General features: G+C 71.1%; 25 protein-coding genes. 9 read left to right on the top strand and 16 right to left on the bottom strand.

What is annotated here, in order from left to right:
* Positions 1–449: 449 nt before the first annotated feature.
* The 3 genes from CF165_RS15570 to CF165_RS15580 form a co-directional block, all read right to left on the bottom strand.
* Complete coding sequence (locus tag CF165_RS15570) at positions 450–893, bottom strand: Cg1360 family ATP-synthase-associated protein (protein ID WP_093948217.1); 444 nt, start codon at positions 891–893, stop codon at positions 450–452.
* A 47-nt stretch (positions 894–940) separates the two neighbouring features.
* Complete coding sequence (locus CF165_RS15575; RefSeq protein WP_093948218.1) at positions 941–2,098, bottom strand: glycosyltransferase family 4 protein; 1,158 nt, start codon at positions 2,096–2,098, stop codon at positions 941–943.
* A gap of 74 nt (positions 2,099–2,172) precedes the next feature.
* Positions 2,173–2,823: an L-threonylcarbamoyladenylate synthase gene (locus CF165_RS15580; protein WP_093948219.1), complete on the bottom strand. Its 651-nt coding sequence runs from the start codon at positions 2,821–2,823 to the stop codon at positions 2,173–2,175.
* 322 nt (positions 2,824–3,145) lie between these two features.
* Here CF165_RS15580 and CF165_RS15585 point away from each other — a divergent pair, with 322 nt between their 5' ends.
* Positions 3,146–5,119: a M6 family metalloprotease domain-containing protein gene (locus CF165_RS15585; protein ID WP_093948220.1), complete on the top strand. Its 1,974-nt coding sequence runs from the start codon at positions 3,146–3,148 to the stop codon at positions 5,117–5,119.
* 94 nt (positions 5,120–5,213) lie between these two features.
* Here the strand turns inward: CF165_RS15585 and prmC are convergent, their stop codons facing one another.
* Both prmC and CF165_RS15595 read right to left on the bottom strand, forming a co-directional pair.
* Positions 5,214–6,080 (bottom strand): peptide chain release factor N(5)-glutamine methyltransferase, encoded by an 867-nt coding sequence (gene prmC, locus CF165_RS15590; RefSeq protein ID WP_093948221.1) that lies wholly within the window; start codon positions 6,078–6,080, stop codon positions 5,214–5,216.
* 96 nt (positions 6,081–6,176) lie between these two features.
* A complete protein-coding gene (locus CF165_RS15595; protein WP_093948222.1) occupies positions 6,177–6,524 on the bottom strand; it encodes a MerR family transcriptional regulator in 348 nt (115 codons plus the stop codon).
* A gap of 56 nt (positions 6,525–6,580) precedes the next feature.
* Here CF165_RS15595 and CF165_RS15600 point away from each other — a divergent pair, with 56 nt between their 5' ends.
* The 5 genes from CF165_RS15600 to CF165_RS15620 are packed head-to-tail and all read left to right on the top strand — an operon-like array spanning position 6,581 to position 10,761.
* On the top strand, positions 6,581–7,411 hold the full coding sequence (locus tag CF165_RS15600; RefSeq protein WP_205660868.1) for a TIGR03619 family F420-dependent LLM class oxidoreductase: 831 nt from the start codon (positions 6,581–6,583) through the stop codon (positions 7,409–7,411).
* 32 nt (positions 7,412–7,443) lie between these two features.
* Positions 7,444–8,436, top strand: a complete 993-nt coding sequence (locus tag CF165_RS15605; RefSeq protein WP_093948224.1) for a glycosyltransferase — start codon at positions 7,444–7,446, stop codon at positions 8,434–8,436.
* Positions 8,433–8,864, top strand: coding sequence for a GtrA family protein (locus CF165_RS15610; RefSeq protein WP_093948225.1), 432 nt, complete (start codon positions 8,433–8,435; stop codon positions 8,862–8,864). Before CF165_RS15605 ends, CF165_RS15610 begins: the two co-directional genes overlap by 4 nt.
* A gap of 18 nt (positions 8,865–8,882) precedes the next feature.
* Positions 8,883–10,343 carry a glycan biosynthesis hexose transferase WsfD gene (gene wsfD, locus CF165_RS15615; protein ID WP_093948226.1) on the top strand — a complete coding sequence of 487 codons (1,461 nt, stop codon included), beginning with the start codon at positions 8,883–8,885 and terminating at the stop codon, positions 10,341–10,343.
* Positions 10,344–10,374: 31 nt separating this feature from the next.
* Positions 10,375–10,761 carry a VOC family protein gene (locus CF165_RS15620; protein ID WP_093948227.1) on the top strand — a complete coding sequence of 129 codons (387 nt, stop codon included), beginning with the start codon at positions 10,375–10,377 and terminating at the stop codon, positions 10,759–10,761.
* Here the strand turns inward: CF165_RS15620 and prfA are convergent.
* The 8 genes from prfA to argS form a co-directional block, all read right to left on the bottom strand.
* Complete coding sequence (gene prfA / locus CF165_RS15625) at positions 10,749–11,819, bottom strand: peptide chain release factor 1 (RefSeq protein WP_093948228.1); 1,071 nt, start codon at positions 11,817–11,819, stop codon at positions 10,749–10,751. The genes CF165_RS15620 and prfA overlap by 13 nt on opposite strands.
* Before the next feature lie 81 nt (positions 11,820–11,900).
* The gene (rpmE, locus tag CF165_RS15630) at positions 11,901–12,131 is read right to left on the bottom strand and encodes a 50S ribosomal protein L31 (RefSeq protein ID WP_093948229.1); all 231 of its coding nucleotides are present in this window, start codon (positions 12,129–12,131) and stop codon (positions 11,901–11,903) included.
* Positions 12,132–12,314: 183 nt separating this feature from the next.
* Complete coding sequence (rho, locus tag CF165_RS15635; protein ID WP_093948230.1) at positions 12,315–14,324, bottom strand: transcription termination factor Rho; 2,010 nt, start codon at positions 14,322–14,324, stop codon at positions 12,315–12,317.
* A 397-nt stretch (positions 14,325–14,721) separates the two neighbouring features.
* Positions 14,722–15,612 carry a homoserine kinase gene (gene thrB, locus CF165_RS15640; RefSeq protein WP_093948231.1) on the bottom strand — a complete coding sequence of 297 codons (891 nt, stop codon included), beginning with the start codon at positions 15,610–15,612 and terminating at the stop codon, positions 14,722–14,724.
* Entirely contained in the window at positions 15,609–16,670 is a 1,062-nt protein-coding gene (gene thrC, locus CF165_RS15645; RefSeq protein WP_093948232.1) for a threonine synthase, read from the bottom strand. Before thrC ends, thrB begins: the two co-directional genes overlap by 4 nt.
* Entirely contained in the window at positions 16,667–17,977 is a 1,311-nt protein-coding gene (locus CF165_RS15650) for a homoserine dehydrogenase (protein WP_167441447.1), read from the bottom strand. Before CF165_RS15650 ends, thrC begins: the two co-directional genes overlap by 4 nt.
* Positions 17,978–17,982: 5 nt before the next feature.
* Positions 17,983–19,413 carry a diaminopimelate decarboxylase gene (lysA, locus tag CF165_RS15655; RefSeq protein ID WP_093948234.1) on the bottom strand — a complete coding sequence of 477 codons (1,431 nt, stop codon included), beginning with the start codon at positions 19,411–19,413 and terminating at the stop codon, positions 17,983–17,985.
* Positions 19,414–19,416: 3 nt separating this feature from the next.
* Positions 19,417–21,078 (bottom strand): arginine--tRNA ligase, encoded by a 1,662-nt coding sequence (argS, locus tag CF165_RS15660; RefSeq protein ID WP_093948235.1) that lies wholly within the window; start codon positions 21,076–21,078, stop codon positions 19,417–19,419.
* Positions 21,079–21,339: 261 nt separating this feature from the next.
* On the opposite strand from argS, the gene CF165_RS15665 reads away from it, so the two are divergent.
* The gene (locus tag CF165_RS15665) at positions 21,340–22,164 is read left to right on the top strand and encodes a thioredoxin-like domain-containing protein (protein ID WP_093948236.1); all 825 of its coding nucleotides are present in this window, start codon (positions 21,340–21,342) and stop codon (positions 22,162–22,164) included.
* Positions 22,161–22,856, top strand: coding sequence for a DUF305 domain-containing protein (locus CF165_RS15670; RefSeq protein WP_093948237.1), 696 nt, complete (start codon positions 22,161–22,163; stop codon positions 22,854–22,856). The genes CF165_RS15665 and CF165_RS15670 overlap by 4 nt, the downstream gene beginning before the upstream one ends.
* Before the next feature lie 144 nt (positions 22,857–23,000).
* Here CF165_RS15670 and CF165_RS15675 read toward each other — a convergent pair whose 3' ends face one another.
* Both CF165_RS15675 and CF165_RS15680 read right to left on the bottom strand, forming a co-directional pair.
* Positions 23,001–23,921, bottom strand: coding sequence for a cation diffusion facilitator family transporter (locus CF165_RS15675; RefSeq protein WP_093948238.1), 921 nt, complete (start codon positions 23,919–23,921; stop codon positions 23,001–23,003).
* A 154-nt stretch (positions 23,922–24,075) separates the two neighbouring features.
* A complete protein-coding gene (locus CF165_RS15680; protein WP_093948239.1) occupies positions 24,076–24,495 on the bottom strand; it encodes a MarR family winged helix-turn-helix transcriptional regulator in 420 nt (139 codons plus the stop codon).
* 107 nt (positions 24,496–24,602) lie between these two features.
* On the opposite strand from CF165_RS15680, the gene CF165_RS15685 reads away from it, so the two are divergent.
* Positions 24,603–25,439 (top strand): SDR family oxidoreductase, encoded by an 837-nt coding sequence (locus tag CF165_RS15685; RefSeq protein WP_093948240.1) that lies wholly within the window; start codon positions 24,603–24,605, stop codon positions 25,437–25,439.
* Here the strand turns inward: CF165_RS15685 and CF165_RS15690 are convergent.
* Positions 25,436–26,536 carry an epoxide hydrolase family protein gene (locus tag CF165_RS15690; protein ID WP_093948241.1) on the bottom strand — a complete coding sequence of 367 codons (1,101 nt, stop codon included), beginning with the start codon at positions 26,534–26,536 and terminating at the stop codon, positions 25,436–25,438. The genes CF165_RS15685 and CF165_RS15690 overlap by 4 nt on opposite strands.
* Positions 26,537–26,569: the final 33 nt, after the last annotated feature.

Genomic DNA, 26,569 nt, shown 5'->3' on the forward strand with positions numbered 1-26,569 from the left:
CGATACGTATCGGGACGTCGGAGGCGGCTGCCCCACTGTGCGATGAACACGGCTTCACGTTCTGCACACGGGGTTGTCTCGCGTGAACACTGCCCTGCTGTCTACTTCGGACCAGCGGCGAGAGGCGGAACGACACGGTCGCCACACTGCTGATCGCGGTTCGTCTGAGGGAGCGTGCGGCCGAGGCCGCCACCCTTGACGCGGACCATACCAGCAGGTCAATCAGTGCCGGACAGGCGTACTCCTAACCAACCGATCAGCCCAGGACTTAGGTCCCGGGTCGACCCGGGACCCAGGTCCGGCGCGAGCCGGGACCAGATCCGGATCACCGCAGGCGACGGGTCCCGGTCACCGTCCGCAGTACGCACGAAAGCGCACCTTTGTGGCGCCGGTCACACTCAAGCGGCCGCAGGTCGGTGCACGAAGAGTGACGGAAGCCGCGGGCAGCGTCAGGAGGGGATGATCGTCGGGATCTTGGTCTTGCGGAAGGCCGCGAACTCGGCCGCCGCGGCCAGCAGGATCGCCACGATCATCGTGATCCCGAGCGACATCGGGTGCAGCGCCGTGACGCCCTTCAGCAGCGTCAGCGCGCCGAACAGCAGGACGACCTTCACGACGTACCCGCCGAGCGCGATCACCATGACGAACATCGGGTCCTGGCCGGCGCTGAACTTCATCAGGCCCAGCGTGGACAGCGACGCCAGCATGGCGAGCACCCCGCCGACGAGCGAGCCCAGGAAGCCGTGCAGGCCGAAGAGGATGCTGAACAACGCGATGCACACCACCACGGCGGGCGGGGTGATCAGCAGCGAGGCCTTCGTCATCGCGCGGGCCGCCTGCAGCACCACCTTGGCGTGCGGGTTCTCCTGCTCGTGCGGTTCGGTTTCGGTCACACTGGCTCCCTGCTCGGTTCCGCACCGAGTGTAGAGACCCCGGTGAACTAGGTGCCGGGCTGGTTGCGCGAGCGCAGCCGCGGGACGATCGAGACGACCACCGCGAAGACCAGGCCGGCCCCGATGATCCACAGCGCCGCGGCGTCGTCGAACAGCGTCACCGACACCGCGCCGAACGCGAGGAGCCCGGCCCACAAGTAGATGAGCAGCACCGCGCGGCGCTGCGAGTGCCCGATCTCCAGCAGCCGGTGGTGCAGGTGCATCTTGTCGGCGGCGAACGGGCTTTCGCCGCGGCGCGTGCGCCGGACGACCGCCATGATCAGGTCCAGCAGCGGCACGAACAGCACCGCCGCGACGACCACCAGCGGCGACAGCAACGCGATCGCGTCCTTGCCGCTGAACTGCGGGTACGGCACGCGCCCGGACGCCGACGTCGTCGCGCCGGCGAGCATCAGGCCGATCATCATCGAGCCGGAGTCGCCCATGAAGATCTTCGCCGGTTGGAAGTTGTACGGCAGGAAACCCAGACAGGCGCCGGCGAGCGTGGCCGCGATCAGCGCGGGCGGGTAGGTCCCGACGTCGCCGCCGGAGCTGTCGAGCAGGCCGAGCGAGAAGGCGCACGTGGCGGCGGCCGCGATGAAGCCGAGGCCGCCCGCCAGCCCGTCGAGGCCGTCGACGAAGTTCATCGCGTTGACCATCACCACGACCATCACGACGGTGAGCAGCGCGCCCTGGTTCTTGTCGAGCACCAGCACCGAGCCGAACGACGCGCCGGTGCCGCCCCACGGCACCCAGAACGACACCCACTGCACGCCGAAGATGACCAGGATCCCGGCGCACATGACCTGGCCGGCCAGTTTCGTCCAGGCGTCCAGCTCGAACCGGTCGTCGAGCGCGCCGATCAGCGAGATCACGCCGGCGGCCAGCAGCACGCCGACCGAGTCGAACGAGGCGTCGAAGCCGTGCGACAGCGCGGGCAGCTGGTGCGCCAGGCCCATCGCGGCGGCGACGCCGAGGTAGATGCCCACCCCGCCCATCCGCGGGATCGGGGCCACGTGGACGTCGCGGGCGCGGGGGTTGGCGATGGCGCCGACCCGGATCGCGATCCGGCGGACGACGCCGGTGAGCAGGTAGGTCACGGCCGTCGCGGTCAGCGCGACGAGGATGTACTCCCGGATGGGGAGGAGACCGGATATGGGCGGCACGGGGGCGTCACGCTCGCGGGGTCGGGGTCACCCGCGACACGCTATCGTGCCGCGGAAACTGCCGTGATCCGGCTTCAGGCCAAGGATTCCGCGGGAACACCGAGCACCTCCGCGACCGCGGTCCTGGCGACCGAACCCTCGCGCAGCACCACCGGCTCGGTGCCCGTGAGGTCCACAATGGTCGACGCGACGGGCTCGCCGCTCGACCCGCCGTCGAGGTACACGGCGACCGAGTCGCCGAGCTGTTCCTGCGCCTCCTGCGCGGTGCTCGCCGGCGGGCGGCCGGAGACGTTCGCGCTCGAGACGGCCATCGGCCCGACGTCGCGCAGCAGCTCCAGCGCGACCGGGTGCAGCGGCATCCGGAGCATCACCGTGCCGCGGGCGTCGCCGAGGTTCCACTGCAGGCTCGGCGCGTGCGGGAGCACGATGGACAGGTCGCCGGGCCAGAAGGCTTCGATGAGCGCGCGGGCCTGCGGCGGCACACCGAGCACGAGTCCGTCCACAGTGGACCAGGAGCCGACGAGGACGCCGACCGGCATGTCCGGGCCGCGGTTCTTCGCGCGCAGCAGCGCCTGGACGGCCCCCGCGTCGAAGGCGTCGGCACCGATGCCGTAGACCGTGTCGGTCGGCAGGACGACCAGCCTGCTCGACCGCACCGCACCCGCGGCGGCGGCCAGCCCGTCGGCCCGGGTCTCCCGCTTGCTGCAGTCGTAGACCACGCTCATGGGCGCCAAGAGTAGTCCGGCCGCCGGAGCGGGCGTTCGCCGCGTCACACCGGTGCCCTTGGGGGCGCCCCCCGTCTTCCACGCTACCGGCGGGCACCGACAGTTTCCGGCGCTCCCGGCGCGCGGGGCCGGACCTGTCCACAACGCCCGCCCGGGTGGCACCGCACCGAGCCCACCATGCCAGGCTGACAACCCAGCCAGACTTTCGTCGTGGGGCAAGCGGGTAAACCTCCCGTCGCGGCAGAACTCCGGCAGCGCGGCTCAATACGGTCGATCACCGGGAACCACCAACCCCCGTGGGTTCCCAGTGAAGGAGCCGCACATGCGCCCCAGAACCGCGAAAGCGCTCGCCCTGCTCGCCGCGGTCACCGTCCTGACCGGGCTCGGCACCGGCACCGCCGCGGCGGAACCGCTCACCCGTGACTGGCCGGCCCCGATCGACGCCGCGCACTGGGAGAACCAGGACCACATGACCTGGTCCGACTACCGCAAGGTCCCCGGCACGAACTGGGCCGATCCCTCGCTCAAGCCCACCCAGCGCACCTTCAAGGGCGCTGTCGTCCTCGCCGACTACCCGGACCAGGACTTCGTCGTCACGAAGCCGGCGAAGTCGACCATCTTCGGCAACCCCGGCCCGGCCGCCGCGAACATCCCGCGAGCCCAGGTCGCGCAGTACTACCAGGACTTCCTCAACAAGCCCGAGGCGCTCAACAACGGCCACACCATCAACGAGTACTGGATGGAGGACTCGGGCGGCCGGTTCGGCGTGCAGCTGACCGCGTTCGGGCCGTACCGGATGCCCGGGAAGTCCTACGAGTACGGCATGGAGTTCCAGCCGAGCGCCTGCCCGCCCGGCGCGAACTGCACCCGCGACATCCGCAAGGACGCCGGGGACGCCTGGCGCGCCGACGTCGGCGACACCGCGAAGCAGTTCGACTTCGTCTTCTACCTCTCCGCCGGCCAGGACGAGAGCTCGACCTGGCAGGAGTTCGGCGAGATGAAGTTCGGTACGAAGGAGACCGTGCCCGACAGCTTCGGCCCGCCGAACCACGACCTGCCCAACTACGCGGCGACCCGGTACGTGCCGTGGACGTCGTGGGCGTCGGCCGCCAGCATCTGGCCGAACGCCCAGGACGGCAGCTCGGTGCAGGCCGAAAGCTCCGGCCAGTCGACCTACGCCCACGAGTTCAGCCACATCCTGGGCATCGGCGACAACTACAACAACCCGTTCGGCGTGCCGCCGTCCCGCAGCTACAGCGGCCCGTGGGACATGCTGTCGCGCGGGACGTTCAACGGCCCGGGCGGCCCGCACACGCGCTGGCAGATCCCGGCGACGCAGGGCAGCTCGATGGGCGCCCAGCACCAGCTGCGCAACAAGCTGAAGCTCGGCATCGTCGACCCGGCGGACGTCCTGCAGCTGGACCGGAACGACCTCGCCAAGACGGGTCCGGTGTCGGCGCGCATCACCGCGCGGGAGGCCGAGGCGCAGCCCGGCGCGTTCACCGGGATGAACATCAAGCTCACGGACGGGGACAAGGCGCCGAAGTGCGACCGGGCGAAGGACCCGTTCTGCGACGGCGGCGGTTACGACAACTACACGGTCGAGGTCGTCGACCGGATGGGCTCGGACTCGTTCGCCCCGGACTCCGGCGTCATGATCACCAAGACGAAGAACAAGGACAACGCGCCCTTCGACTGGGTGATCGACGCGAACCCGCAGGACATCGGGATCACCGACTACACCAAGCCGGACGGCACCCCGGTGAAGATCACCATCGGCGACTACCGGCAGCTCAACGACGCCCTGTTCAAGGCGGGCACCGAGGCGGCGAGCCCGTACGAGTACACCGACCAGGCGAACCGCCTGCGGTTCTTGATCACCGACCTGGCCCGTGACCGGCGGGGAATCCTGTCGTACACGGTGACGGTGGCTTCGCTGGACGGCGCGGGCAGCCAGGCCCGCGGCGCGGCATTGACCCCGGCGTTGCCGTCCATCGCCCGCGGCGGACTCGCGACGTGCGACTTCGGCCTGCTCAACACGGGTTCGGCCCGCGGCGCGCAGGCGCCGTACGACACGGACACGTACCGGCTGAGCGTCTCGACGGACGCGCGAGGCTGGCAGGTCCGCCTGCCGAACGAGCTGGCCACGGCGAAGTTCGGCGGCCACGTGAAGGTACCGGCGTACGCGAAGCGCGGTGCGGGCGGCGACCTGGCGGCCCGGGTGAAGCTGACGGCGACGTCGGTGAGCGACTCGTCGAAGACGGCGACCGCGAGCTGCACGGCGTTCGGCTTCTGAGCGTGAGGCCGGGGGAGGCTGCCGCGGCGGCCTCCTCCGGCGTCTCGTTCACGACGTTGCGGACCCGCCCGTAGGCGGACTTGCCGGGAGTGGCTCAGCCCAGCCGGCGGGCGGTGACGAACCGGGCCCGGCCGGTCAGGTCCGCGTGGTCCTCGACCCCCGTCAGCACGCGCCGCGCCCGGACCAGGGCCGGGACCGCCGAACCGTGCGTGTCGTCGTGCTCGATCGCCAGGCCGCCGCCCGGGCGCAGCAGCCGCGCGCCCGCCGCGATCGCGTGGCGGATCACCGCCAGCCCGCTCTCCTCGGCGAAAACCGCGCGCGGCGGGTCGTGCTCCGCCACCTCCGGGGGCACCGGCGTGCCCTCCGGGACGTACGGCGGGTTGCACAGCACCAGGTCGACCAGGCCGTCGAGCTCGGCGAACATCGTCGGGTCGCCGATGTCGCCCGAGTACAGGCGGATCGGCGTGTTGCCCGCGTCCGCGTGGACGTCGGCGTTGTGGCGCGCCCAGGCCAGCGCCTGCGGGTCGACGTCCACCGCGTAGACCACCGCGTCCGGCCGCGCGTGCGCGACCGCCAGTGCCAGCGCGCCGGAGCCGGTACACAGGTCCACCACCACCGGGAACTCCCGGCCCTGCAGGAACTTGACGCCCCACTCGAGCAGCAGCTCGGTCTCCGGGCGCGGGACGAACACGCCGGCGCCGACCGCGACGGTGATGTCCCCGAGCGCGGCCCACCCGGTCAGGTACTGCAGCGGGATCCGCTTCGCGCGCTGCTGGACGAGCTGGCCGATGGCCTCGACGACCGGCGGGTCGACCAGCGGCACCATCGGCAGCCGCCCGCGTTCGACCCCGAGCACGTGCGCCGCGATCACCTCGGCGTCGAACCGCGGCGAGGCGACGCCCGCGCGCTCGAGGATCCGGGTGGCCTCAATGATGGCCAGGCGCAGCGGCTGCCGATTCACTCGTCGTCCTTCACCTCGTCAAGCCTGGCACACCAGGCGGAACTCCCTCGCGAGGACACGCGCCGGTCCTACGCCGTCCAGCGTATCGAGGCAGCCTCAGCGCCCGGCCGACAAGTACCCGGCCAGCGCGTCCCGGCGCCGCTGCAGCGCCCCGATCCGGTCGTCCATCGCGGTCAGCTCGCGACGCAGCAACCGGGACAGCTCCGGGCACACGTCCAGGCGGGCTTCCTCGCCGCTCGCGCACTGCAGGGCCGAGGCGATGACCCCGGTGGTCAGCCCGGCCCCGAGCAGCCGCCGGATCTGCCGGACGCGGATGACGGCGTCGCCGGCGTAGGCGCGGTACCCGTTGTGGTCGCGCGAGGCCGTCAGCAGGCCCTGCTCCTCGTAGTACCGCAGCAGCCGCGTGCTGACGCCGGTGCGTTCCGCGAGCTCGCCGATCCGCACTTCCCGCCCCCCGAAAGTTGACCTTCACACTGATGTGAATGTCTAACGTCACCGGCATGACCGAACATTTCCTGGAAGTCGTCCTGCCGAGCGAGGAACCGGACCTCGACCCCGCGCGGCCGGCCGAGCTGGCCCGGCTCGCCGAGGACCTCGGCTACCACGCCGCCTGGCTGCCCGACCACCTGATCCCGCCCGGCGCGTACGGCGAGGTCTTCGGCGGCGTCTACGAGCCGCTGGTCACCCTCGCGCACATCGCCGCGCTGACCAGCCGGATCCGGCTCGGGACGTCGGTGCTGATCGTGCCGCTGCGGGAGCCGTACGCGCTGGCCAAGCAGGTCGCGACGCTCGACCGGCTGTCCGGGCACCGGTTCACCCTCGGCGTCGGCAGCGGCTGGAACGAGCCCGAATTCGCCGAGGTCGGCGCCGGTTTCGGCGACCGGGGCAAGCGGACCGACGCGACGCTGGACCTGCTCGCCGAGCTGTTCCGCACCGGCCGCGGCCCCGGCGGCGGGTACTTCGAGCCGCGGCCCGCGGGCCCGGTGCCGATCTCCGTCGGCGGCAACTCGGCCGTGGCGCTGCGCCGGGCCGCGCGGATCGGCGCGGGCTGGACGAGCGCCGGCCTGTCCCCCGCCGAGTTCGGCGAACGCGCTCGCGAACTGAAGGCCATGACGACCGGCGGTGAACCGCCGTTAACTGCGGGAACGCAGGACCGTGAACGGCGGTTAACCGCCAGGATGGAATGGGACGGCACCGATCTCGCCGCCGCGGTCGCGCTGTTCCGCGCGTATATCCTGGCGGGGGCGGACGCGGTGGCCGTCCACTTCGGCCCGGCCGGGACCTTCGAGCAGCGGATGACCACCTTCGCCGAGGCCGTCGCCGGACCCTAGGATGCCCGAGACGCCGACCCACGGGAGCGCCAGTGCCGACCGAGCCGACCACGCGCCGCCGGGTCGCGTTCATCTTTCCGATCTACAACGAGGAAGCGAACATCGACGTGCTGCACCGCACGGTCGGCGAGGTCACCGCGCCGCTGGCCGGGCGGTACGAGTTCAGCTTCCTCTACGTCGACGACGGCAGCCGGGACGGCTCCCTGGCCCGGCTCACCGAGCTGGCCGGGCGCGACCCGCGCGTCACGGTCATCGAGTTCTCCCGCAACTTCGGGCACCAGATGGCCGTCACCGCCGGGCTCGACCTGGTCGACGCGGACGCGGTGATCGTCATGGACAGCGACCTGCAGGACCCGCCCCGCGTGGCGCTCGAGCTGCTCGAGAAGTGGGAAGAGGGCTACGACGTCGTCTACGCGCAGCGCCGGTCGCGCCAGGACCCGCCGTTCAAGCGGTACACCGCGAGCGCGTTCTACTGGTTCCTGCAGAAGATGGCCGCGGTCGAAATCCCGAAGAACACCGGCGACTTCCGGCTGGTGGACCGCAAGGTCGTCGACGAGCTGCGCAAGTACCGCGAACGCGACCGGTTCCTGCGCGGGCTCGTCAGCTACGTCGGGTTCAAGCAGACAGCCGTGCTGTTCGACCGCGACAAGCGCTACGCCGGCGTCACGGGCTACCCGCTGACGAAGATGCTGCGCTTCGCCGCCGACGGCATCCTCGGGTTCTCGGTGACGCCGCTGCGGATGATCACGCGGATGGGGTACCTGATCTCGCTGCTGAGCTTCGTCGGCGTGCTCTACGTCGTCGGGGTGAAGCTGTTCGCGCCGGAGACCGCGGTGCCCGGCTGGGCGTTCATCACCATCGCGATGTTCTTCCTCGGCGGCATCCAGATCATCATGCTCGGCGTGCTCGGCAGCTACATCGGCCGCACGTACTCGCAGGTGCAGAACCGGCCGCTGTACACGGTGGCGTCGGTGCGCACGGGGGTCCCCGAGTCCGCCGAAGACAGCCGGAGCGCGGCCCGATGAAACTCCTCACGGCCACGCAGGTGCGCTTCGGGATCGTCGGGATCGGCAACACGCTGGTCGACGCGCTCGGCTATGCGCTGCTGGCGACGCTGGGCCTGCCGGTGTTCGTCGCCAACTTCATCTCGACGACGGCGGGCATGCTCCTGTCGTTCACGCTGAACCGGAACTTCACGTTCCGGGCGAAGGACGGCGACCTCCGCCGCCAGGCGCTGCTGTTCTTCGGGGTCACCGCGTTCGGGCTCTGGGTGGTGCAGTTCTTCGTCATCTGGCTGGTCAGCCACCTGTTCACCGGCGTTAACCTGCTGGTCCCGAAGGGGGCCGCGATCGTCGTCGGGCTGTTCTGGAACTACCTGCTCTACCACTACGTCGTGTTCCGGCACCGCCCGGTGAGCCCGGTACCCGGTGCCGCACCCGCCGACTCAGCGTGATCTCGTACGCTCTTCCGGGTGCGATCCCGTGAACTGCGCTTCGGCCTGGGCGTCTTCGTCCTGTCCCTCGGCGTTCTGCTGCTCCGGTTCCTCGTGCCGAGGCCGATCGGGATGGCCGACAACGGCGACGGCTGGCGCCTGCTGTGCGACCTCGGCGGCCGGCACCCCGAGATCAAGCCCGAGTACTACGTGCACTTCAGCTACGGGCCGGGCCAGGTGTGCCACACCGACTACATCTCGAGCCAGGCGTGGCTCGACTGGTTCGCGAGCAAGCTGGGGAAGGTGCTCGGCTCGTCGGCGGAGCTCAACCTGCTGGTGCTCGGCGCGATCACGTGCGTGCTCGTCGCGGCGGGCGTCGCGGCCACCGTCCTCGGCCTGGAGCTGAGCCGCCGCAACCGCGTCATCGCCGCTGTGCTGCTGCTGCTCGTGATGGCCGACTCGGCGTTCTTCGGCTACTTCGCCTCGGTGCTCAGCGAGGGCGCCGGGTTCCTGGGGATGCTGCTGACCGCGGGCGGGCTGCTGCTGATGCACCGCACGGGCGCGTGGCGGTACTGGGGCGCGGCGCTGACCGTGGTGGGCGCGCTGATCGGCATCAACGCGAAGTCGCAGACGCTGCTGCTGATCCCGCTGTTCGTGCTGGCGCTGGCGCTGGTCCGGCCGCTCGGTGCGAAGGGCCGCGCGCGGTGGCTGGTGCCGCTGGGCGTGCTGCTGGTCGTCGGCGCGGGCACGGCCGCGGTGCAGTCCCACGGCGACCCGGCCAACGCCGAGTACCGCGAAGCGAACATGTACCACGTGGTGTTCGACAGCATCGTCGACGGCAAGCACGACACGGACGCCGACCTCGCGGCGCTGGGCCTGCCGCCGTCCGCGAAGAAGTTCATCGGCACGGGCTGGTGGGAAGTGAGCCCGTGGAAGGACGCGGACTACAACGGCTTCCGCGACAAGATCAGCCGCCGCAACGTGGTCAAGTACTACGCGTCCCACCCGGGCCGCACGCTGCAGATCCTCCAGCAGGGCGCGGTCGACACGCTCACGGCGCGCCCGTCCCGGCTCGGCAGCTTCGCCGACACCTCCGGGCTGCCGCCGATGGCGCAGGAGTTCCGGGTCCCGGTGCTGTCCGGGCTGTCCGCGCTGGCGGCCCCGCTGGGGCTCTTCCTGCTGGTCCCGTTCTGGCTGCTGGTCGGCTGGGCCGGGGTCCGCGCGTTCCGCCGCCGGGCCCGCGAGTACGGGATCGTGGTGTTCTTCCTGCTGCTGTTCGCGGTGGGCCAGTTCGGGCTGTCCGCGCTGGGCGAGGGCGTCGAGGGCGTGAAGCACCAGTTGCTGACGCTCTTCCCGACGTTCCTGGCGGCGGTGTTCGCGGTGCTGAGCTTCTTCCCGCGGCCCGCTCCGCCGGTTGCGGAAGAGCCGGACGAGGAGCCCGAGCCGGCGACCGAGGTGTTCGACGCGTTCCGCGAGCCCGAGGAGCCCGCGGTCCGCTGACACGTACGGCGCGCTCCGGCAGACTGGGGCGATGCGGATCAAACACCAGGTCGTCGCCTTCGACGCCGCCGACCTCGCGGCCGAGAGCCGCTTCTGGGCGGGCGTGCTCGGCGGGGAGGTCGACGAGGACAGCGACTGGCACATGGTCATGGTGGACGGCGCGCCGCGCATCGGCGTTCAGCTCGCTCCGGACCACGTGCCGCCGGAGTGGCCGGATGGTCCGACGAAGCAGCAGATCCACCTCGACCTCTGGGTCGAGGACTTCGCCGAAGCGCACGAGCACGTCACGGCCCTCGGCGCCACGGTGCTGAAGCCGGCGGCGCCCGGGGGCGACTTCCAGGTCTACGCGGACCCGGCCGGGCACCCGTTCTGCCTGTGCTGGCAGCTCCCGCGGCAACCGGGGACTCAGCCCGACTGAGCCGCCAGGCGCTCTTCGCGGTCCGCCGTCGCCAGGGCGTCCAGGACGCCGTCCAGGTCGCCGTCGAGGACCTGGTCGAGGTTGTACGCCTTGTAGTTCACCCGGTGGTCCGAGATGCGGTTCTCCGGGAAGTTGTACGTGCGGATCCGCTCCGAGCGGTCGACCGTGCGGACCTGCGAACGGCGGGCGTCGGACGCCTTGGCCGCCGCCTCCTCCTCCGCGATCGCCTGCAGCCGCGCCTGCAGCACTTGCAGGGCCCGCGCGCGGTTCTGGATCTGGGACTTCTCGTTCTGGCAGGACACCACGATGCCGGTCGGCAGGTGCGTGATCCGGACCGCCGAGTCGGTCGTGTTCACGCTCTGGCCACCCGGGCCCGACGAGCGGAAGACGTCGACGCGCAGGTCGTTCGGGTCGATCTCGACCTCGACCTCCTCCGGCTCCGGGTAGATGAGCACCCCGGAGGCGGACGTGTGGATCCGGCCCTGCGACTCGGTCGCCGGCACGCGCTGGACGCGGTGCACGCCGCCCTCGAACTTCAGGCGCGACCAGACGCCGTCGACGACCGCCGACTTCGTCTTGATCGACAGCGTCACGTCCTTGAAGCCGCCCAGGTCGGAGTCCACCGAGTCGAGGACCTCGGCCTTCCAGCCGTGGCGCTCGGCGTAGCGCAGGTACATGCGCAGCAGGTCGCCGGCGAACAGGGCCGACTCCTCGCCGCCCTCGCCGGACTTGATCTCCATCACCACGTCGGAGCCGTCGTACGGATCGCGCGGGATCAGCAGCTCGGTGAGCTTCGACTCCAGCTCGGGGATCTTCGCGGACAGCTCCTCGGCCTCGGCGGCGAACTCCGCGTCCTCCGAAGCCATCTCCCGCGCGGCCGCGAGGTCGTCCCGGGTCGTGTCGAGCTCGTGGACCGCGCGGACGACCGGCGTCAGCTCGGCGTAACGGCGGCCGAGCTTGCGGGCGCGCGCCTGGTCGGCGTGCACGGCGGGGTCCGCGAGCTGCGTCTCCAGCTCCGCGTGCTCGGCGAGCAGCCCCTTGAGCGAGCTCGAATCCACCTCTGCCACCTCTCAGCCCGGAAAAACCAAAGACAAGAAACGGCGCCCACCCGGAAGTCCGGGTGGGCGCCGTGGAAAAAGCTACTTGGCGTCGGCGTCCTTCTTCTGCCGCTTGCCGTAGCGAGCCTCGAAGCGCGCGACCCGGCCACCGGTGTCCATGATCTTCTGCTTGCCCGTGTAGAACGGGTGGCAGTTGGAGCAGATCTCGACGTGGATGCTGCCGCTGGTCTTGGTGCTGCGCGTGGTGAAGCTGTTGCCGCAGTCGCAGTTCACTTCGGTGACTACGTACTCGGGGTGAATGCCGCTCTTCATGGTGTCCTCTCTCGTTGGCTCCGGGTCCCCAGTCGTTCCCACGGGGTGAACCGGCGCCGGACTTCAGCGGGTAATTCTGCCAGACAGGCTGACGAGTACTGGAACGTACCCCGCTGACCAGCTATTCCCGGCGCGGAAGGGCCTCCCCGGGCACGCCGGGAAGGCCCTTCCGCAGGCCAGGACTCAGTCGTCTTCGCCGCCACCGAGGGCGGTCTTCGACACCTGCATCAGGAACTCGGTGTTCGTCTTCGTCTTGCGCAGCCGCGAGATCAGCAGGTCGATGGCCTGCTGCGAGTCGAGCGCGTGCAGCACCCGGCTCAGCTTCACGGTCACGGCCAGCTCGTCCGGGTTCAGCAGCAGCTCGTCCTTGCGAGTACCGGACGGGTTGACGTCGACGGCCGGGAACACCCGGCGCTCGGCGATCTTCCGGTCGAGCTTGAGCTCCGCGTTACCAGTGCCCTTGAACTCTTCGAAGATGACCGTGTCCATCGTCGAGCCGGTTTCCACCATCGCCGTGGCGAAGATGGTCAGCGAGCCACCGTTCTCGATGTTGCGCGCCGCGCCGAGGAACCGCTTCGGCGGGTAGAGCGCGGTCGAGTCGACACCACCGGACAGGATCCGGCCGGACGCCGGAGCCGCCAGGTTGTAGGCCCGGCCCAGGCGGGTGATCGAGTCGAGCAGCACGACGACGTCGTGGCCCATCTCGACCAGGCGCTTGGCCCGCTCGATGGACAGCTCCGCGACCGAGGTGTGGTCCGCCGGCGGCCGGTCGAAGGTCGAGGCGATGACCTCGCCCTTCACCGAGCGCTGCATGTCGGTGACCTCTTCCGGACGCTCGTCGACCAGGACGACCATCAGGTGGCACTCGGGGTTGTTCGTGGAGATCGCGTTCGCGATGTCCTGCATGATCGTGGTCTTACCGGCCTTCGGCGGCGACACGATCAGGGCGCGCTGCCCCTTGCCGACCGGCATGATCAGGTCGATCACGCGGGTCGTGAGCTTGTGCGACTCGGTCTCGAGGCGCAGCCGCTCGTTCGGGTACAGCGGCGTCAGCTTGGTGAAGTCGGGGCGGCGCTTGGCCTCGTCCGGCTCCAGGCCGTTGATCGAGTCGACGCGCACCAGCGGGTTGAACTTCTGCCGCTGCTGCTCGCCGTCACGCGGCTGGCGCACGACGCCGGTGATGGCGTCACCGCGGCGCAGGCCGTACTTGCGGACCAGCGACAGCGAGACGTACACGTCGTTCGGGCCGGCGAGGTAGCCGGAGGTCCGCACGAACGCGTAGTTGTCCAGCACGTCCAGGATGCCCGCGACGGGCAGCAGGACGTCGTCCTCGCGGATCTCGGTGTCCGGCGAACCGCCTTCGGGCCGGCCGCCACCGCTGCCCCGGCGACGGCGGTCGCGGAAGCGACGGCCGCGACGGCCGCCTTCCTCGTCGTCGTCCGGCTGCTGGGCGCGGTTGTCGCGGTTGTTTTCCTGACCCCCGCCGCGGTTGCCGTCCTGCTGCTGGTTGCGCTGGCGGTTGCCGTCCTGGCGGTCGTTGCGGTTGTCGCCGCGGTTGCCACCACCCTGGCGCTGCTGGTCGCGGTTGCGGTCGCCGCCCTGCTGGCGGTCGCCCTGCTGGCGCTCACCCTGCTGACGGTCGCCCTGCTGACGGTCGCCGCCCTGGCCCTGCTGGCGGTCGCTCTGGCCCTGCTGGCCGTCGGGGGACCCGGCGGCGCGGTTGGAGCCGCGGCGACGCCGGCTGCGGCCGCCCTCCTCGGGCTGGCCGTCCTGACCCTGCTGACCGTCCTGCTTGTCCTGCTGCGGGCGCTCGGCCTGCGGCTGGGCGTCCGACGGCGCGGACGCCTCGGCCTTCGGCTCCGGCTTGGTCTCGACCGGGGCGGCGGGCGCCTCGGCCTTCGGCTCGGCCTTGGGGGCCGCCGCCTTCGGCGGCTCGCCCACGCCGTCCAGCGGCAGCGTCTCCGCCGTCGCACGCGGCTTGCGGGACTTGCCCTGACGCTCGCGGATCGCGGCGATCAGGTCACCCTTGCGCATGCCCGTCGTCTCGCCGACGCCGAGCTCCCCAGCCAGCGAACGCAGTTCGGCGACGGTCTTACCGGTCAGCCCGCCGACCGCCCGCTTGGGAGCGGGGGCCGTGCCGTTCGATCCGGCCGTGTCGCTACCCACGTCGCTCAAAAGATCGGTGTTGCTCACACATGTCCTTCCTGACCGATCCACGCCTCCAGGCGGATCAGCGGACTGCCGCTCGCTTCTGATCGCGAACCGGCGTATCTGCCCCCCGATACGGGAGATGAGCTCTTCGGCCGTGCGAAACACAGCTGGAGCGCCTCCACCACAGGGGTTTGCGTCCTCCATTCGGAGGACACGGAATTCGGCACCGCCGAGACCGGAAACCCGCCTGCGTCCCTCCGCGTTACCCCGCGTGCCAGGCGGTGCGGATTCGGCGGATCGACGAAGGATGCGATCCGGGAGATTCCCCGGGACCGGCATCGGGTGCGGAAACGCACGGTGATCGAACGCCCCCGAGGGTAGACCGCGGCGGTGCCGGGTGCAACAACCACCCCCGCGTGGCGGGCCGGTGACCGAGCCTTTACTGAGCCGCAACCTGCACACCCGCGAGATCCACGGGCAGCTCGAAGACGTCGAAACCCTCAACGCCCACCCCCGCCGGAAGTATTCCCGCGGTGGTCAGCGCCAGCACCGTCGGACCGGCTCCGGAGACCGCGGCGGGCACTCCGTGTGCACGCAGCGTGGCGACCAGTGTCGTACTCGCCGGGTAGGCCGGAGCGCGGTAGTGCTGGTGGAGCCGGTCCTCGGTGGCCGCGAGCAGGAGTTCCGGCTTCGCCGTCAGGGCGTGCACGGCGAGCGCGGCGCGGCCGGCGTTGTGCGCGGCGTCGGCGTGCGGCACGGCCGGCGGCAGCAGGCCGCGCGTGGTCGCGGTGGCCGAACGCAGCGACGGCACGGCGACGACCGGCCGGATCGACGCGTGCGGCGCGAGCCGCTCGGCGTGGAACCGCCCGCCGTCGCTCCAGGCCAGGACCAGGCCGCCGAGCAGGCTCGCCGCGGCGTTGTCGGCGTGGCCCTCGAAGCCCGCGGCCAGCTGCAACGCGTCGAATTCGTCGATGTCCCCGCCCGCCAGGGCGTACCCGGCGGCGACACCGGAGACGACGGCGGCCGCGGAGGAGCCGAGCCCGCGCGCGTGCGGGATCTTGTTGAAGCAGCGCAGGTGCAGGCCGGGCGGCTCGACGCCGAGGTGCGCGCAGGTCTTCCGGATCGCCCGCACGACCAGGTGGGTCTCGTCGGTGGGGACGTCCGCGACGCCACCGGCGCCGGCGTCGATCACCTCGACCTTGAGCCCGGCGTCGGTGACCTGCACCTCTACGACGTCGTACAGGCCGAGCGCCATGCCGAAGGCGTCGAAGCCCGGCCCGATGTTCGCCGTGGACGCGGGGACGGTCACCTTGAACCCGGTGGTGCTCACCGCAGGTCCAGTGCGGCGGCGACGGCCGAGGGGTCCACGGCCAGGGGTTCGACCTCGACGTTGCCCGCCAGGGCCGTCTGCGGGTCCTTCAGGCCGTGCCCGGTGACCGTGCAGACGACCCGTGAACCGCGCGGGAGCCTGCCGTCGGCGGCCGTCGCGAGCAGGCCCGCCACGCTGGTGGCCGACGCCGGCTCGACGAACACGCCTTCGCGCGCGGCCAGCAGCCGGTACGCCTCGAGGATCTTCTCGTCCGTGACGGCGTCGAAGAGCCCGCCGGACTCCTCCTTCGCCTTCACCGCGGCCGTCCACGACGCCGGGCTGCCGATCCGGATCGCCGTGGCGATCGTGTCCGGGTCGCGCACCGGCTCGCCCAGCACGAGCGGCGCCGCGCCGGCTGCCTGGAAGCCGAACATTCGCGGCGTGTTCTTCACCACACCGTCGGCCGCGTACTCCGAATACCCCGCCCAGTAGGCGGTGATGTTGCCGGCGTTGCCGACCGGCAGGCAGTGGATGTCCGGCGCCGAGCCGAGCACGTCGCAGATCTCGAAGGCCGCGGTCTTCTGGCCGGCGATGCGCACCGGGTTGACCGAGTTGACCAAGGTGACCGGGTAGTCGGCCGCGGTCTTGCGGGCCAGCTCGAGGCAGTCGTCGAAGTTGCCGTCGACCTGCAGGATCCGCGCGCCGTGCAGGACGGCCTGGGCGAGCTTGCCCATGGCGATCTTGCCCTGGGGCACCAGCACCGCGCAGGTGAGCCCGGCGCGGGCGGCGTAGGCGGCGGCCGAGGCGGACGTGTTGCCGGTCGACGCGCAGATCACCGCCTTGAGGCCGCTGGCGAGCGCGTGCGTGATGGCCACGGTCATCCCGCGGTCCTTGAACGAGCCGGTCGGGTTCGCGCCCTCGACCTTGAGGTGGACCTCGCAGCCGGTCAGCTCGGACAGGTGGTGGGCGGGCAGCAGCGGCGTGTTGCCCTCCCCGAGCGTGACGACCCGCGCCCCGTCCGGGACCGGGACGCGGTCCCGGTACGCCTCGATGATTCCCGGCCAGGCCTGGCTGCTCACTGGTCTTCGCCTTCCACCCGCATCACGCTGACAACTTCGTGGACGACGTCGAGCCGACCGATTTCGTCCACAGTGGACTCCAGGGCGGCGTCCGGGGCCTGGTGGGTCACCACGACCAGGCTCGCGCGGTCGCCGACGTCGCTCTGCCGGACCGCCGCGATGCTGACGCCGTGGTCGGCGAACGCCTGCGCCACCTGGGCCAGCACACCCGCGCGGTCGGCGACGGAAAGGCTTACGTGGTACCGGGTCGGCGTCTGCCCCATCGGCCGCACCGGCAGGGCCGCGTGCGCGGATTCGCGCGGGCCGCGGCCGCCGACGACCCGGTTGCGGGCCACCGCGACGAGGTCGCCGAGCACCGCGCTCGCGGTCGGCGAGCCGCCCGCGCCCTGGCCGTAGAACATCAGCTCCCCCGCGGCGTCGGCCTCGACGTAGACGGCGTTGAAGGCGCCACCGACGCCGGCCAGCTGGTGGCTGCGCGGGATCATCACCGGGTGCACGCGCGCGGAAACCGACTCGACGCCGTCGTCGTCGGTGACCCGCTCACAGATGGCCAGCAGCTTCACCGTGCGGCCGAGCATCCGGGCCGCGGCGAGGTCGGCGGCGGTGACGTCGGCGATGCCCTCGCGGTGCACGTCCGAGGCGGTCACCCGGGTGTGGAAGGCCAGCGACGCGAGGATCGCGGCCTTCGACGCGGCGTCGTAGCCGTCGACGTCGGCGGTCGGGTCGGCCTCGGCGTACCCGAGCCGGCTGGCCTCGTCGAGCGTCTCGGCGTAGCCGGCGCCGCTGGAGTCCATGGCCGACAGGATGAAGTTCGTGGTGCCGTTGACGATGCCCATCACGCGCGTGATGCGGTCGCCGGCGAGGGACTCCCGCAGCGGGCGCAGCAACGGGATGGCCCCGGCCACCGCGGCCTCGAAGTACAGGTCGGCGCCCGCGGCGTCGGCCGCCTCGAACAGGTCCGCGGAGTGCTCGGCCAGCAGCGCCTTGTTCGCCGTGACGACGGACTTGCCGGCCTTCAGTGCGGCAAGCAGCCAGCCGCGCACCGGCTCGATCCCGCCGACCAGCTCGACCACGACGTCGACCTCGTCGCTCGTCACGAGCTTCTCCGCGTCGGCGGTCAGCAGCTCCGGCGGCAGTTCGGGGTGCTTGTCCGGGCGGCGCACCGCGATGCCGGCCAGCTCGACCGGCACGCCCGCCCGCGCGGCCAGCTCGCCGGCCTGCTCGGTGAGCAACCGGGCGACCTCGCCGCCGACGGTCCCGCAGCCGAGCAGGGCGACCCTGATGGCACCTTCCTGTGGGGCAGCCACTGTGTTCAGACCTCCAGGCGCAGCATGTCGTCGGTCGTCTCCCGCCGCAGCAGCAGCCGGGAGCTGCCGTTGCGCACCGCGACCACGGCCGGGCGCGGCAGCCGGTTGTACGTGCTCGCCATCGAGTAGCAGTAGGCGCCGGTCGCCGCGACCGCCAGCAGGTCGCCGGGAGCCAGCGTGTCGGGCAGCCAGCAGTCTCGTACGACGATGTCGCCGGACTCACAGTGTTTTCCCACGACCCGGGACAGCACGGCCGGGACCGGCTGGTCGTTGTCGCCCGCGGAGCGGGAAACCAGCCGGACGTCGTAGACCGCGTCGTAGAGCGCGGTGCGGATGTTGTCGCTCATCCCGCCGTCGACGCTGACGTACCGGCGCGACAGGTCGTCGCCGAGCGAGACGTCCTTGATGGTGCCGACCTCGTACAGCGTGATCGTGCCCGGACCGGCGATCGCGCGGCCCGGCTCGCCGGCGATGCGCGGCACCGGCAGGCCGGCGTACGCGCACTCCTTGCGGACGATCTCGCGGATCTGCGTGATCATCTGCGCCGGCGGCGGCGGGTTGTCCTTCTCGGTGTAGGCGATGCCGAACCCACCGCCGAGGTCGACCAGGCTCAGCTGGTCGAGCAGCTCCGGGCCGTGCTCCTTGGCCAGGTCGGCGAGCAGCCCGACGACGCGGCGGGCGGCGACCTCGAAGCCGTCGGCGTCGAAGATCTGCGAGCCGATGTGGCTGTGCAGGCCGACGAGCTTGAGTGAACGAGCGTTAAGCACGCGGCGCACGGCCTCGGCGGCGTCGCCGGACGCCAGCGAGAAGCCGAACTTCTGGTCCTCGTGCGCGGTCGCGATGAACTCGTGGGTGTGCGCCTCGACGCCGACGGTCACCCGGATCAGCACGGACTGCACGACGTCGTGGCGGGCGGCGATGTCGGCCAGCCGCGCGATCTCGAAGTACGAGTCGAGCACCACCGTGCCGACGCCGGCGACGATCGCGGCTTCCAGCTCCGCCGGCGACTTGTTGTTGCCGTGGAAGGTGATGCGCTCGGCCGGGAAGTCCGCGCGCTGCGCCACGGCGAGCTCGCCGCCGCTGCAGACGTCCAGGCTCAGCCCCTGCTCGGCCACCCAGCGGGCGACCTCGATGGACAGGAACGCCTTGGACGCGTAGTGCACGAGCGTCGGGTCGTCGAACGCCTCGGCGTAGTCGGCGCACCGGGACTTGAAGTCGGCTTCGTCGACGACGAACAGCGGCGTGCCGTGCTTCTCGGCCAGCTCCCGGACGTCGACGCCGGCGATCCGGACGACGCCGTCGCCGCCGCGGAAGGTGTTGCGCGGCCACACTTTCGCGGGCAGCTTGTCGAGCTCCTCCACCCCGGACGGCTGGAGCCCGGAGGTGTCGGCGTGGGTGTAGACGTCGGCGTGCCGTGGGCCCGCGGGGTGCGCCATTTCTTACATCCGTTCCGGAGCGGAGACACCGACCAGCGCGAGACCGTTGGCGAGCACCACGCGCGCCGCCTCGCAAAGGGCCACCCGGGCGTGGTTGGCCGGGGTGGCCACCTCGTCGCCCTTGGGCAGCACGCGGGCCTCACGGACCGCGTAGAACTTGTGGAGCGCGCCCGCGAGTTCCTCCAGGTAGCGCGCGATCCGGTGCGGCTCCCGCATTTCGGCGGCGCGGCGCACGGTCTCCGGGAACTCGCCGATCGTGCGGATCAGGTCGCCCTCGACCGGCAGGGTCAGCTGCCCCAGGTCGACGTCCTCAGTGGACTTGAGACCGAGGTCCGCGGCCCCGCGCAGCATCGTGCACAGGCGCGCGTGGGCGTACTGGACGTAGTAGACGGGGTTGTCGTTGGAGTGCTTGCGCAGCAGGTCCAGGTCGACGTCCAAAGTGGAGTCGACGGAGTACCGGATCAGCTCGTAGCGGGCCGGGTCGACGCCGACCGCCTCGACGAGGTCCTCCATGGTGATCACGGTGCCCGCGCGCTTGGACATCCGCACCGGCTTGCCCTCGCTGACCAGGTTGACCATCTGGCCGATCAGCACCTCGACCGTGTCCGGGTCGTCGCCGAAGGCCGCGGCCGCCGCCTTCAGGCGCGCGATGTAGCCGTGGTGGTCCGCGCCGAGCATGTAGATGCACAGGTCGAAGCCGCGGTTGCGCTTGTCCTTGAAGTAGGCCAGGTCACCGGCGATGTAGGCCGGGTTGCCGTCCTGCTTGATGACGACGCGGTCCTTGTCGTCGCCGTACTCCGACGACTTCAGCCACCAGGCGCCCTCGTTGAAGTAGAGGTTCCCGGAGTCCTTCAGCTGCTGGACGGCGGCGTCGACCGCGCCCGACTCGTGCAGCGAGTTCTCGTGGAAGTAGACGTCGAAGTCGGTGCCGAACTCGTGCAGGCTCTCCCTGATCTCGGAGAACATCAGCTCGATGCCGATCCGGCGGAACGTCTCGTGCCGCTCGGCCTCCGGCAGCGAAAGCGCGCTCGGCTCGGCCTTGATGACCTCGGCGGCGATGTCGTTGATGTAGCCGCCCGCGTAGCCGTCCTCCGGCGCGGGCTCGCCCTTCGCGGCGGCGACCAGGGACCGGACGAACCGGTCGATCTGGGCTCCGGCGTCGTTGAAGTAGTACTCGCGGGTGACATCGGCGCCCTGCGCGGCCAGCACCCGGCCCAGCGCGTCGCCGACCGCGGCCCAGCGGGTGCCGCCGAGGTGGATCGGGCCGGTCGGGTTCGCCGAGACGAACTCGAGGTTGATCCGCGTGCCGGCCAGCGCGTCGCCGCGCCCGTACGCCGCGCCGGCGTCGAGGACCTGGCGCACGATGTCGCCCTGCGCGGCCGCGGCGAGCCGGAAGTTGAGGAAGCCGGGGCCGGCGACCTCGGCCGAGGCGACGCCGTCGTCCGCCGAGACCGCCTCGGCCAGCGCCTCGGCGAAGTCGCGCGGCTTCAGCCCGGCCTTCTTGGCCACCTGGAGGGCCAGGTTCGTCGCGTAGTCGCCGTGTTCGGGGTTGCGCGGGCGTTCGATGGTCACCTGCTCCGGCAGCACGGCGTCGTCGATGCCGCGTGCGGCGAGCACCTGCACGGCGGAGCTGCGGACCAGGTCGGCGAGAGCGGCGGGAGTCACCTGCCGAATTCTAGGTGTGCCCAGGTCCGGCGCTCGCAGCGGTCTCGGCCACGTCACGAGGGCTGGCTCAAATGGGGTTCCGGGGGCTCCGGGTGGCGGAGCCCCCGGCCCGAGGCGGAGCCTCGGTTGAACACTGTGAGGTGTTAACGGTGACCAGACGGGCTGTCTCTACACTGGCCGGGGCGGGAATCCGTCCGCAGCCACCAGAGGGAGAACGCGGGAGCCATGGCGAACGGGACAACTCGGAAAAAGGGGTCGGCGGTGAAGGCTGCCCGCAGTTCCGTCGTGAGCAAGAAGGGCACGCCCTGGGGCACGATCATCGCCGTCGTCGCCATCGTGGCACTGGCCGCTTCGGTGATCATCTACTACATGGTGCAGTCGGCGCCGAAGCGTGAGCAGGCCGACCGCGAGGCCGCCGCCGCGTCGTTCGCGCCGACCGCGTCGGACCCGGACCCCTCGAAGCGCATCCCCGGCGTCGTGACCGCGGACTACAAGGGCAGCGTGCACATCCTCCCGACCGAGCGGGTGGCGTACGACAAGACCCCGCCGTTCGGCGGCCCGCACGACGGCTACTGGGCGGCCTGCACCGGCATCGTCTACCCGAACGCGGTGCGGACCGAGAACATGGTCCACGCGCTGGAGCACGGCGCCGTGTGGATCGCCTACAACCCGCAGCAGATCACCGGCGACGCGCTGAACCTGCTCAGTGTCCGCGCCAAGGGCAAGCCGTACACGATGATGTCGCCCTACCCCGGCCTCGACAAGCCGATCTCGCTGCAGTCGTGGGGCCACCAGCTGAAGGTGGACGACGTCAACGACGCCCGCATCGACGAGTTCATCGCGGCGCTGCGGACCAACCCGAACGGCGTGTACCCCGAGGTCGGCGCCTCCTGCGACGCCCTCGGCCCCGGCCAGTTCGACCCGGACAACCCGCCGCCGTTCGACCCGTCGAAGCCCGGCCCCGACGCCAAGCCGATGGACTACAAGGGCACTGCCGGCGCGCAGCAGGAGCAGGGCGGCATGAACCAGCCTTCGGGTGCCCCCTCCACCGGTGCCCCCGCGCCCTCGGCGACGCCGACCAAGTGACGTCCGAAGAGCCCGTCGAGCAGCCGACCTGGTCACGCTGGGTGATCATCGGCGGGACGCTGCTCGCGGTCCTGCTGATCGGCGCGACGGCGGGCATGTTCCTCACCCGCGCGATCGACGACGACCCGGCCGCCACCCCGGCGGCCGGGTCGGTCGAGGTCGGCTTCGCGCAGGACATGTCGACGCACCACCTGCAGGCCGTGACGATGGCCGGCTGGGCCCGCGACCACTCGACCGACCCGGAGGTCCGCCAGCTGGCGTTCGACATCGAGCGCACCCAGCTGGAGCAGGTCGGCCGCATGAAGGGCTGGCTCATGCTGTGGGACAAGCCGGAGCAGCCGATCGGCGCGCCGATGCAGTGGATGACCGAGCCGATGCAGGGCCACGACGGCATGTCGATGGCCCCCTCCTCGGTCAACCCGGCGGGTGGCCCGCTGATGCCGGGCATGGCGACGGACGCGGAGCTGACCAAGCTGCGCTCGCTGTCGGGCAAGCAGCTGGATGTCTATTTCCTGCAGTTGATGCTCCGCCACCACCAGGGCGGCACGGCCATGGCCCAGTACGCGGCTTCGCATTCGAGCCTGCCGGCGTTGAAGGCGTTGGTGAACAGCATGCTCACTTCGCAGGGCGCGGAGATGGACCAGATGAAGCTGATGCTTTCGGCCCGGAACGCCCAGCCACTGCCGGCTTAGCCGGTTTCCTCGAGCGCTTCGAGAGTCTGGGCGGTTCGGAGCGTCTCGCCGAGGATGCGCCTGCGTCGAGCGAGGACGTCCCGATGGACGTCGCGGGCCCGCTGGTACTCGCCGAGAAGCTGGGCCGCCGTTACAGCCGGCGTGTCACCAGGAGAGTTCCTGGCACCGGCGCGCGCACTGCGGCGCCTCCACCTGGAGGGTGGCGTGCTCGATCGCGTAGCGGGACGCCAGCAGGTTCTGCGCATCCGTCAGCACGTCCGATTGCTTCGCGGGCGGCGCGAGCGTCAGGTGGGCCGAAGCCACCTCCATGCCCGACGTGAGCGTCCAGATGTGCAGGTCGTGCACGTCGGCCACCCCCGGCAGCGCGGACAGCTCGGCGTTGACCGCCCCGACGTCGACACCCTGCGGCGCGTGCTGGAAGAGGATGCGCAGCGCGCGACGGGCCAGCACCCACGTGCGGGGCAGCACGAACAGCCCGATCGCGACACCGATGATCGGGTCGGCGTAGCGCCAGCCCGTCAGCAGCGTCAGGGCGCCGCTGATCAGCACGCCGACCGAGCCGACCAGGTCGGCCAGCACTTCGAGGTACGCGCCGCGGACGTTGAGGCTCTCCTTCGCGCCCGAGCGCAGCACGGCGAACGAGATGAGGTTGGCCACCAGGCCCGCCGTCGCGGCCAGCAGCACGGGCAGGCCGGGTACCGCGGGCGGGTCGCCGATCCGGCCGATGGCCTCGACGAGGACGTACCCCGCGACGCCGAAGAGCAGGACCGCGTTGGCGAGCGCCGCGAGCACCTCCGCGCGGTAGAGCCCGAAGGTGCGGCTGACCGTGGGCCTGCTGCGTCGCGCCAGGACGATGGCGGTCAGGGCCATACCGACCCCGAGGACGTCGGTGAACATGTGCGCCGCGTCCGAGATCAGGGCCAGCGAGCCGGTCGTGAAGCCGACGACGAACTCGAGCACCATGAAGCCGGCGCCGACGCCGAGGGCGATGGCCAGGCTCCGCACGTACCGGCCCGACGCGCTCGCCGGTTCGATCGCGTGCCCGTGGCCGTGTCCCTGCCCCATGCCGCCTCCGTTCCCGGTTCACCGTCCGGCCAAACATATAGTCGAATGCGCATATGTGCAACAGAGGGCAGCCTAAGTTCATTCACCCGAAAGCTACCCCGGCGCGCCCGTGGCGACCAATCCACCAGGCGGGGTTTCCCAGCGGGCGGACTCGTCACGCTTCGACGTCGACCATCCGGCGCAGCAGGTCACGCAGCTCGACGCGCTCGGCCGGATCCAGTGCGGCCAGGGGTTCGGCCGCGAACCCCAGCGACCGGCGGAAGTTCCGGGCCAGCACGGCGCCGGCGGGCGTGGCCACGATGTTCTTGATCCGCCGGTCGCGGTCGTCCGGACGGCGCTCCACCAGGCCGCGCGCTTCGAGCCGGTCGATGATCCCCGTCACGTTCGAGCGCTCGGACTTCAGCTTCTCGGCGATCCGGTGCATCGGCAACGGCTCGCCCAGTGCGGCGAGCACCTTGGCCTGCACCGTCGTCAGCCCCTGCGCCGCGGCCGCGGACTCGTACGAGGCGACGAACCGGTCGACGATCCGGCCGAGCAGGGCTACGACGTCGTCGGTGATCGGGTCAGCGGTCATGGACCGAGTGTAGGCCGATAGTTGACTGCATGAACCATCCATGCCTATAGTGATTTTAGTTCACTCCATTAACCATCATTCCCCTGAATCACATCGAGGTTCCCGAGATGAGCAACGACCGCGTCGCCCTGATCACCGGCACGTCCACCGGAATCGGCCTCGCCACGGCGGTCCAGGCGGCCGGCGCGGGCTTCCGGACGGTGGCCACGCTGCGCAACCCCGCCCGGGCCGACCGTCTGCGCAAGGCGGCCGCCGACGCCGGCGTCGAACTGGACATCCGCCCGCTCGACGTCACCGACACCACGTCCGTCCACACGGCGTTCGAGGGCGTCCTGGCCGACTACGGCCGGCTCGACGTCCTGGTCAACAACGCGGGTGCGGGCCACGTCGGCACGATCGAGCAGGAGCCGGTCTCGGCGGTCCGCGAGACCATGGAGGTCAACTTCTTCGGCGTCGTCGAGGCGACGAAAGCCGCGCTGCCGGCGTTGCGCGCCAGCGGCGGCCGCGTGATCACGGTGAGCAGCGTCGGCGGCGTGATCGGCCAGCCGTTCAACGAGGCGTACTGCGCGGCGAAGTTCGCCGTCGAAGGCATGATGGAGGCCCTGGCGCCGGTCGCCGCGGCCCAGGGCGTCACGGTGTGCGTCGTAGAGCCGGGCGCGGTCGCGACGGAGTTCGTCAACAACGTCGGCCTCGACGAGCGGCTCTTCGCCGAATCGGGGCCGTACGCCGACTCCCTGCGGTCCTACATCGCCGGCGTCACGGAGAACTTCCGGAGCGCCCAGACAGCCGACGAGGTCGCCGCCGTGATCCTGGGCGCGATGACGGCGGACGCGCCGGCGTTCCGGATCCAGACGTCGAAGTGGGCCGAGGACTTCGCGGCGATCAAGTTCGCCGACCGCGACGGCTCGGCCGTGCAGCGGATGACCGCCGGCTGGCTCGCCTAGCGCACCAGCCGGAAGAAGCCGCGGACCTGCTCGACGAACGACGCCGGCTGTTCGAGCGCGGCGAAGTGCCCACCGGCGGGCAGCTCCTGGAACCACCGCAGATCGCTGTAGCGCTGTTCGGCCTGCCGCCGCGACGGCCGCACGATCTCCTTGGGGAACACCGAAACCCCGGCCGGGACGTCCACAGTGGACGGACTGCCCGCGTTGTTCTCCCAGTACATCCGCGCGGACGAGGCCGCCGTCGCGGTGAACCAGTAGGCGGAGATGCCGTCGAGGATCTTCTGCCGGTCGACGGCGTCCTCCGGGTGACCGTCGTTGTCGGTCCAGGCCAGGAACTTTTCGACGATCCACGCGGCCTGACCGGCGGGCGAGTCGGTGAGGCCGTAGCCGAGCGTCTGCGGGCGCGTGCCCTGCTGGGCGGAGTAGCCGCTGCCGGTCCGCCGGAACTCCGCCAGGTCGGCCCGCGCCCGCTGCTCCGCCGGCGTCGGATCGTCGACGTCCAGCCGCACCGGCAAGAAGTTGACGTGCACCCCGGCGACCCGCCCGAACGGCGCGAGCGCGTTGGTCACGGCGGCGCCCCAGTCGCCGCCCTGGGCGCCGTAGCGGTCGTAGCCGAGCGACGTCATCAGCCGGTCCCACAGCTCGGCGACCCGCGGGATCTTCAGCGCGGGCTTGTCGCTCCACCCGAACCCGGGCAGCGACGGCGCGACGACGTGGAAGGCGTCGGCCGGATCCCCGCCGTGCTTTTCGGGCTCGGTGAGCGGCCCGAGGACATCGAGGAACTCCAGCACGGACCCGGGCCAGCCATGGGTGAGGACAAGCGGGAGCGCATCGGAATGCGGCGACCGGACGTGCACGAAGTGCAGCCCGACGCCGTCGACATCGGCCCGGAACTGCGGGAAGGCGTTGAGCCGCGCGGCGAACCCGAAGTCGTACTCCTCACCCCAGTCCCGGCACAGCTCGCGGAGGTAGGCGAGCGGAACCCCCTGCGACCAGTCATCGACGGTCTCGGCCTCGGGCCACCGGGTCCGCCGCAACCACTCCCGCAGATCGGCGACGTCGCCCTCGTCGAGGACAACCTGGAAGGGCTCAGCCATGTCAGCTCCTTCGGGTGGGCTTCCCACGCTAGC

Source organism: Amycolatopsis vastitatis (assembly GCF_002234595.1).
Lineage (GTDB): Bacteria > Actinomycetota > Actinomycetes > Mycobacteriales > Pseudonocardiaceae > Amycolatopsis > Amycolatopsis vastitatis.

Bases quoted from the DNA above. Each gene is read 5' to 3' on its own strand.
- CF165_RS15610 (WP_093948225.1), top strand. From the start codon at position 8,433: ATGAAACTCCTCACGGCCACGCAGGTGCGCTTCGGGATCGTCGGGATC.
- CF165_RS15620 (WP_093948227.1), top strand. From the start codon at position 10,375: ATGCGGATCAAACACCAGGTCGTCGCCTTCGACGCCGCCGACCTCGCG.
- CF165_RS15600 (WP_205660868.1), top strand. From the start codon at position 6,581: ATGACCGAACATTTCCTGGAAGTCGTCCTGCCGAGCGAGGAACCGGAC.
- CF165_RS15580 (WP_093948219.1), bottom strand. From the start codon at position 2,823: ATGAGCGTGGTCTACGACTGCAGCAAGCGGGAGACCCGGGCCGACGGG.
- CF165_RS15675 (WP_093948238.1), bottom strand. From the start codon at position 23,921: ATGGGGCAGGGACACGGCCACGGGCACGCGATCGAACCGGCGAGCGCG.
- lysA (WP_093948234.1), bottom strand. From the start codon at position 19,413: ATGGCGCACCCCGCGGGCCCACGGCACGCCGACGTCTACACCCACGCC.
- CF165_RS15585 (WP_093948220.1), top strand. From the start codon at position 3,146: ATGCGCCCCAGAACCGCGAAAGCGCTCGCCCTGCTCGCCGCGGTCACC.
- CF165_RS15680 (WP_093948239.1), bottom strand. From the start codon at position 24,495: ATGACCGCTGACCCGATCACCGACGACGTCGTAGCCCTGCTCGGCCGG.
- rpmE (WP_093948229.1), bottom strand. From the start codon at position 12,131: ATGAAGAGCGGCATTCACCCCGAGTACGTAGTCACCGAAGTGAACTGC.
- CF165_RS15685 (WP_093948240.1), top strand. From the start codon at position 24,603: ATGAGCAACGACCGCGTCGCCCTGATCACCGGCACGTCCACCGGAATC.
- CF165_RS15690 (WP_093948241.1), bottom strand. From the start codon at position 26,536: ATGGCTGAGCCCTTCCAGGTTGTCCTCGACGAGGGCGACGTCGCCGAT.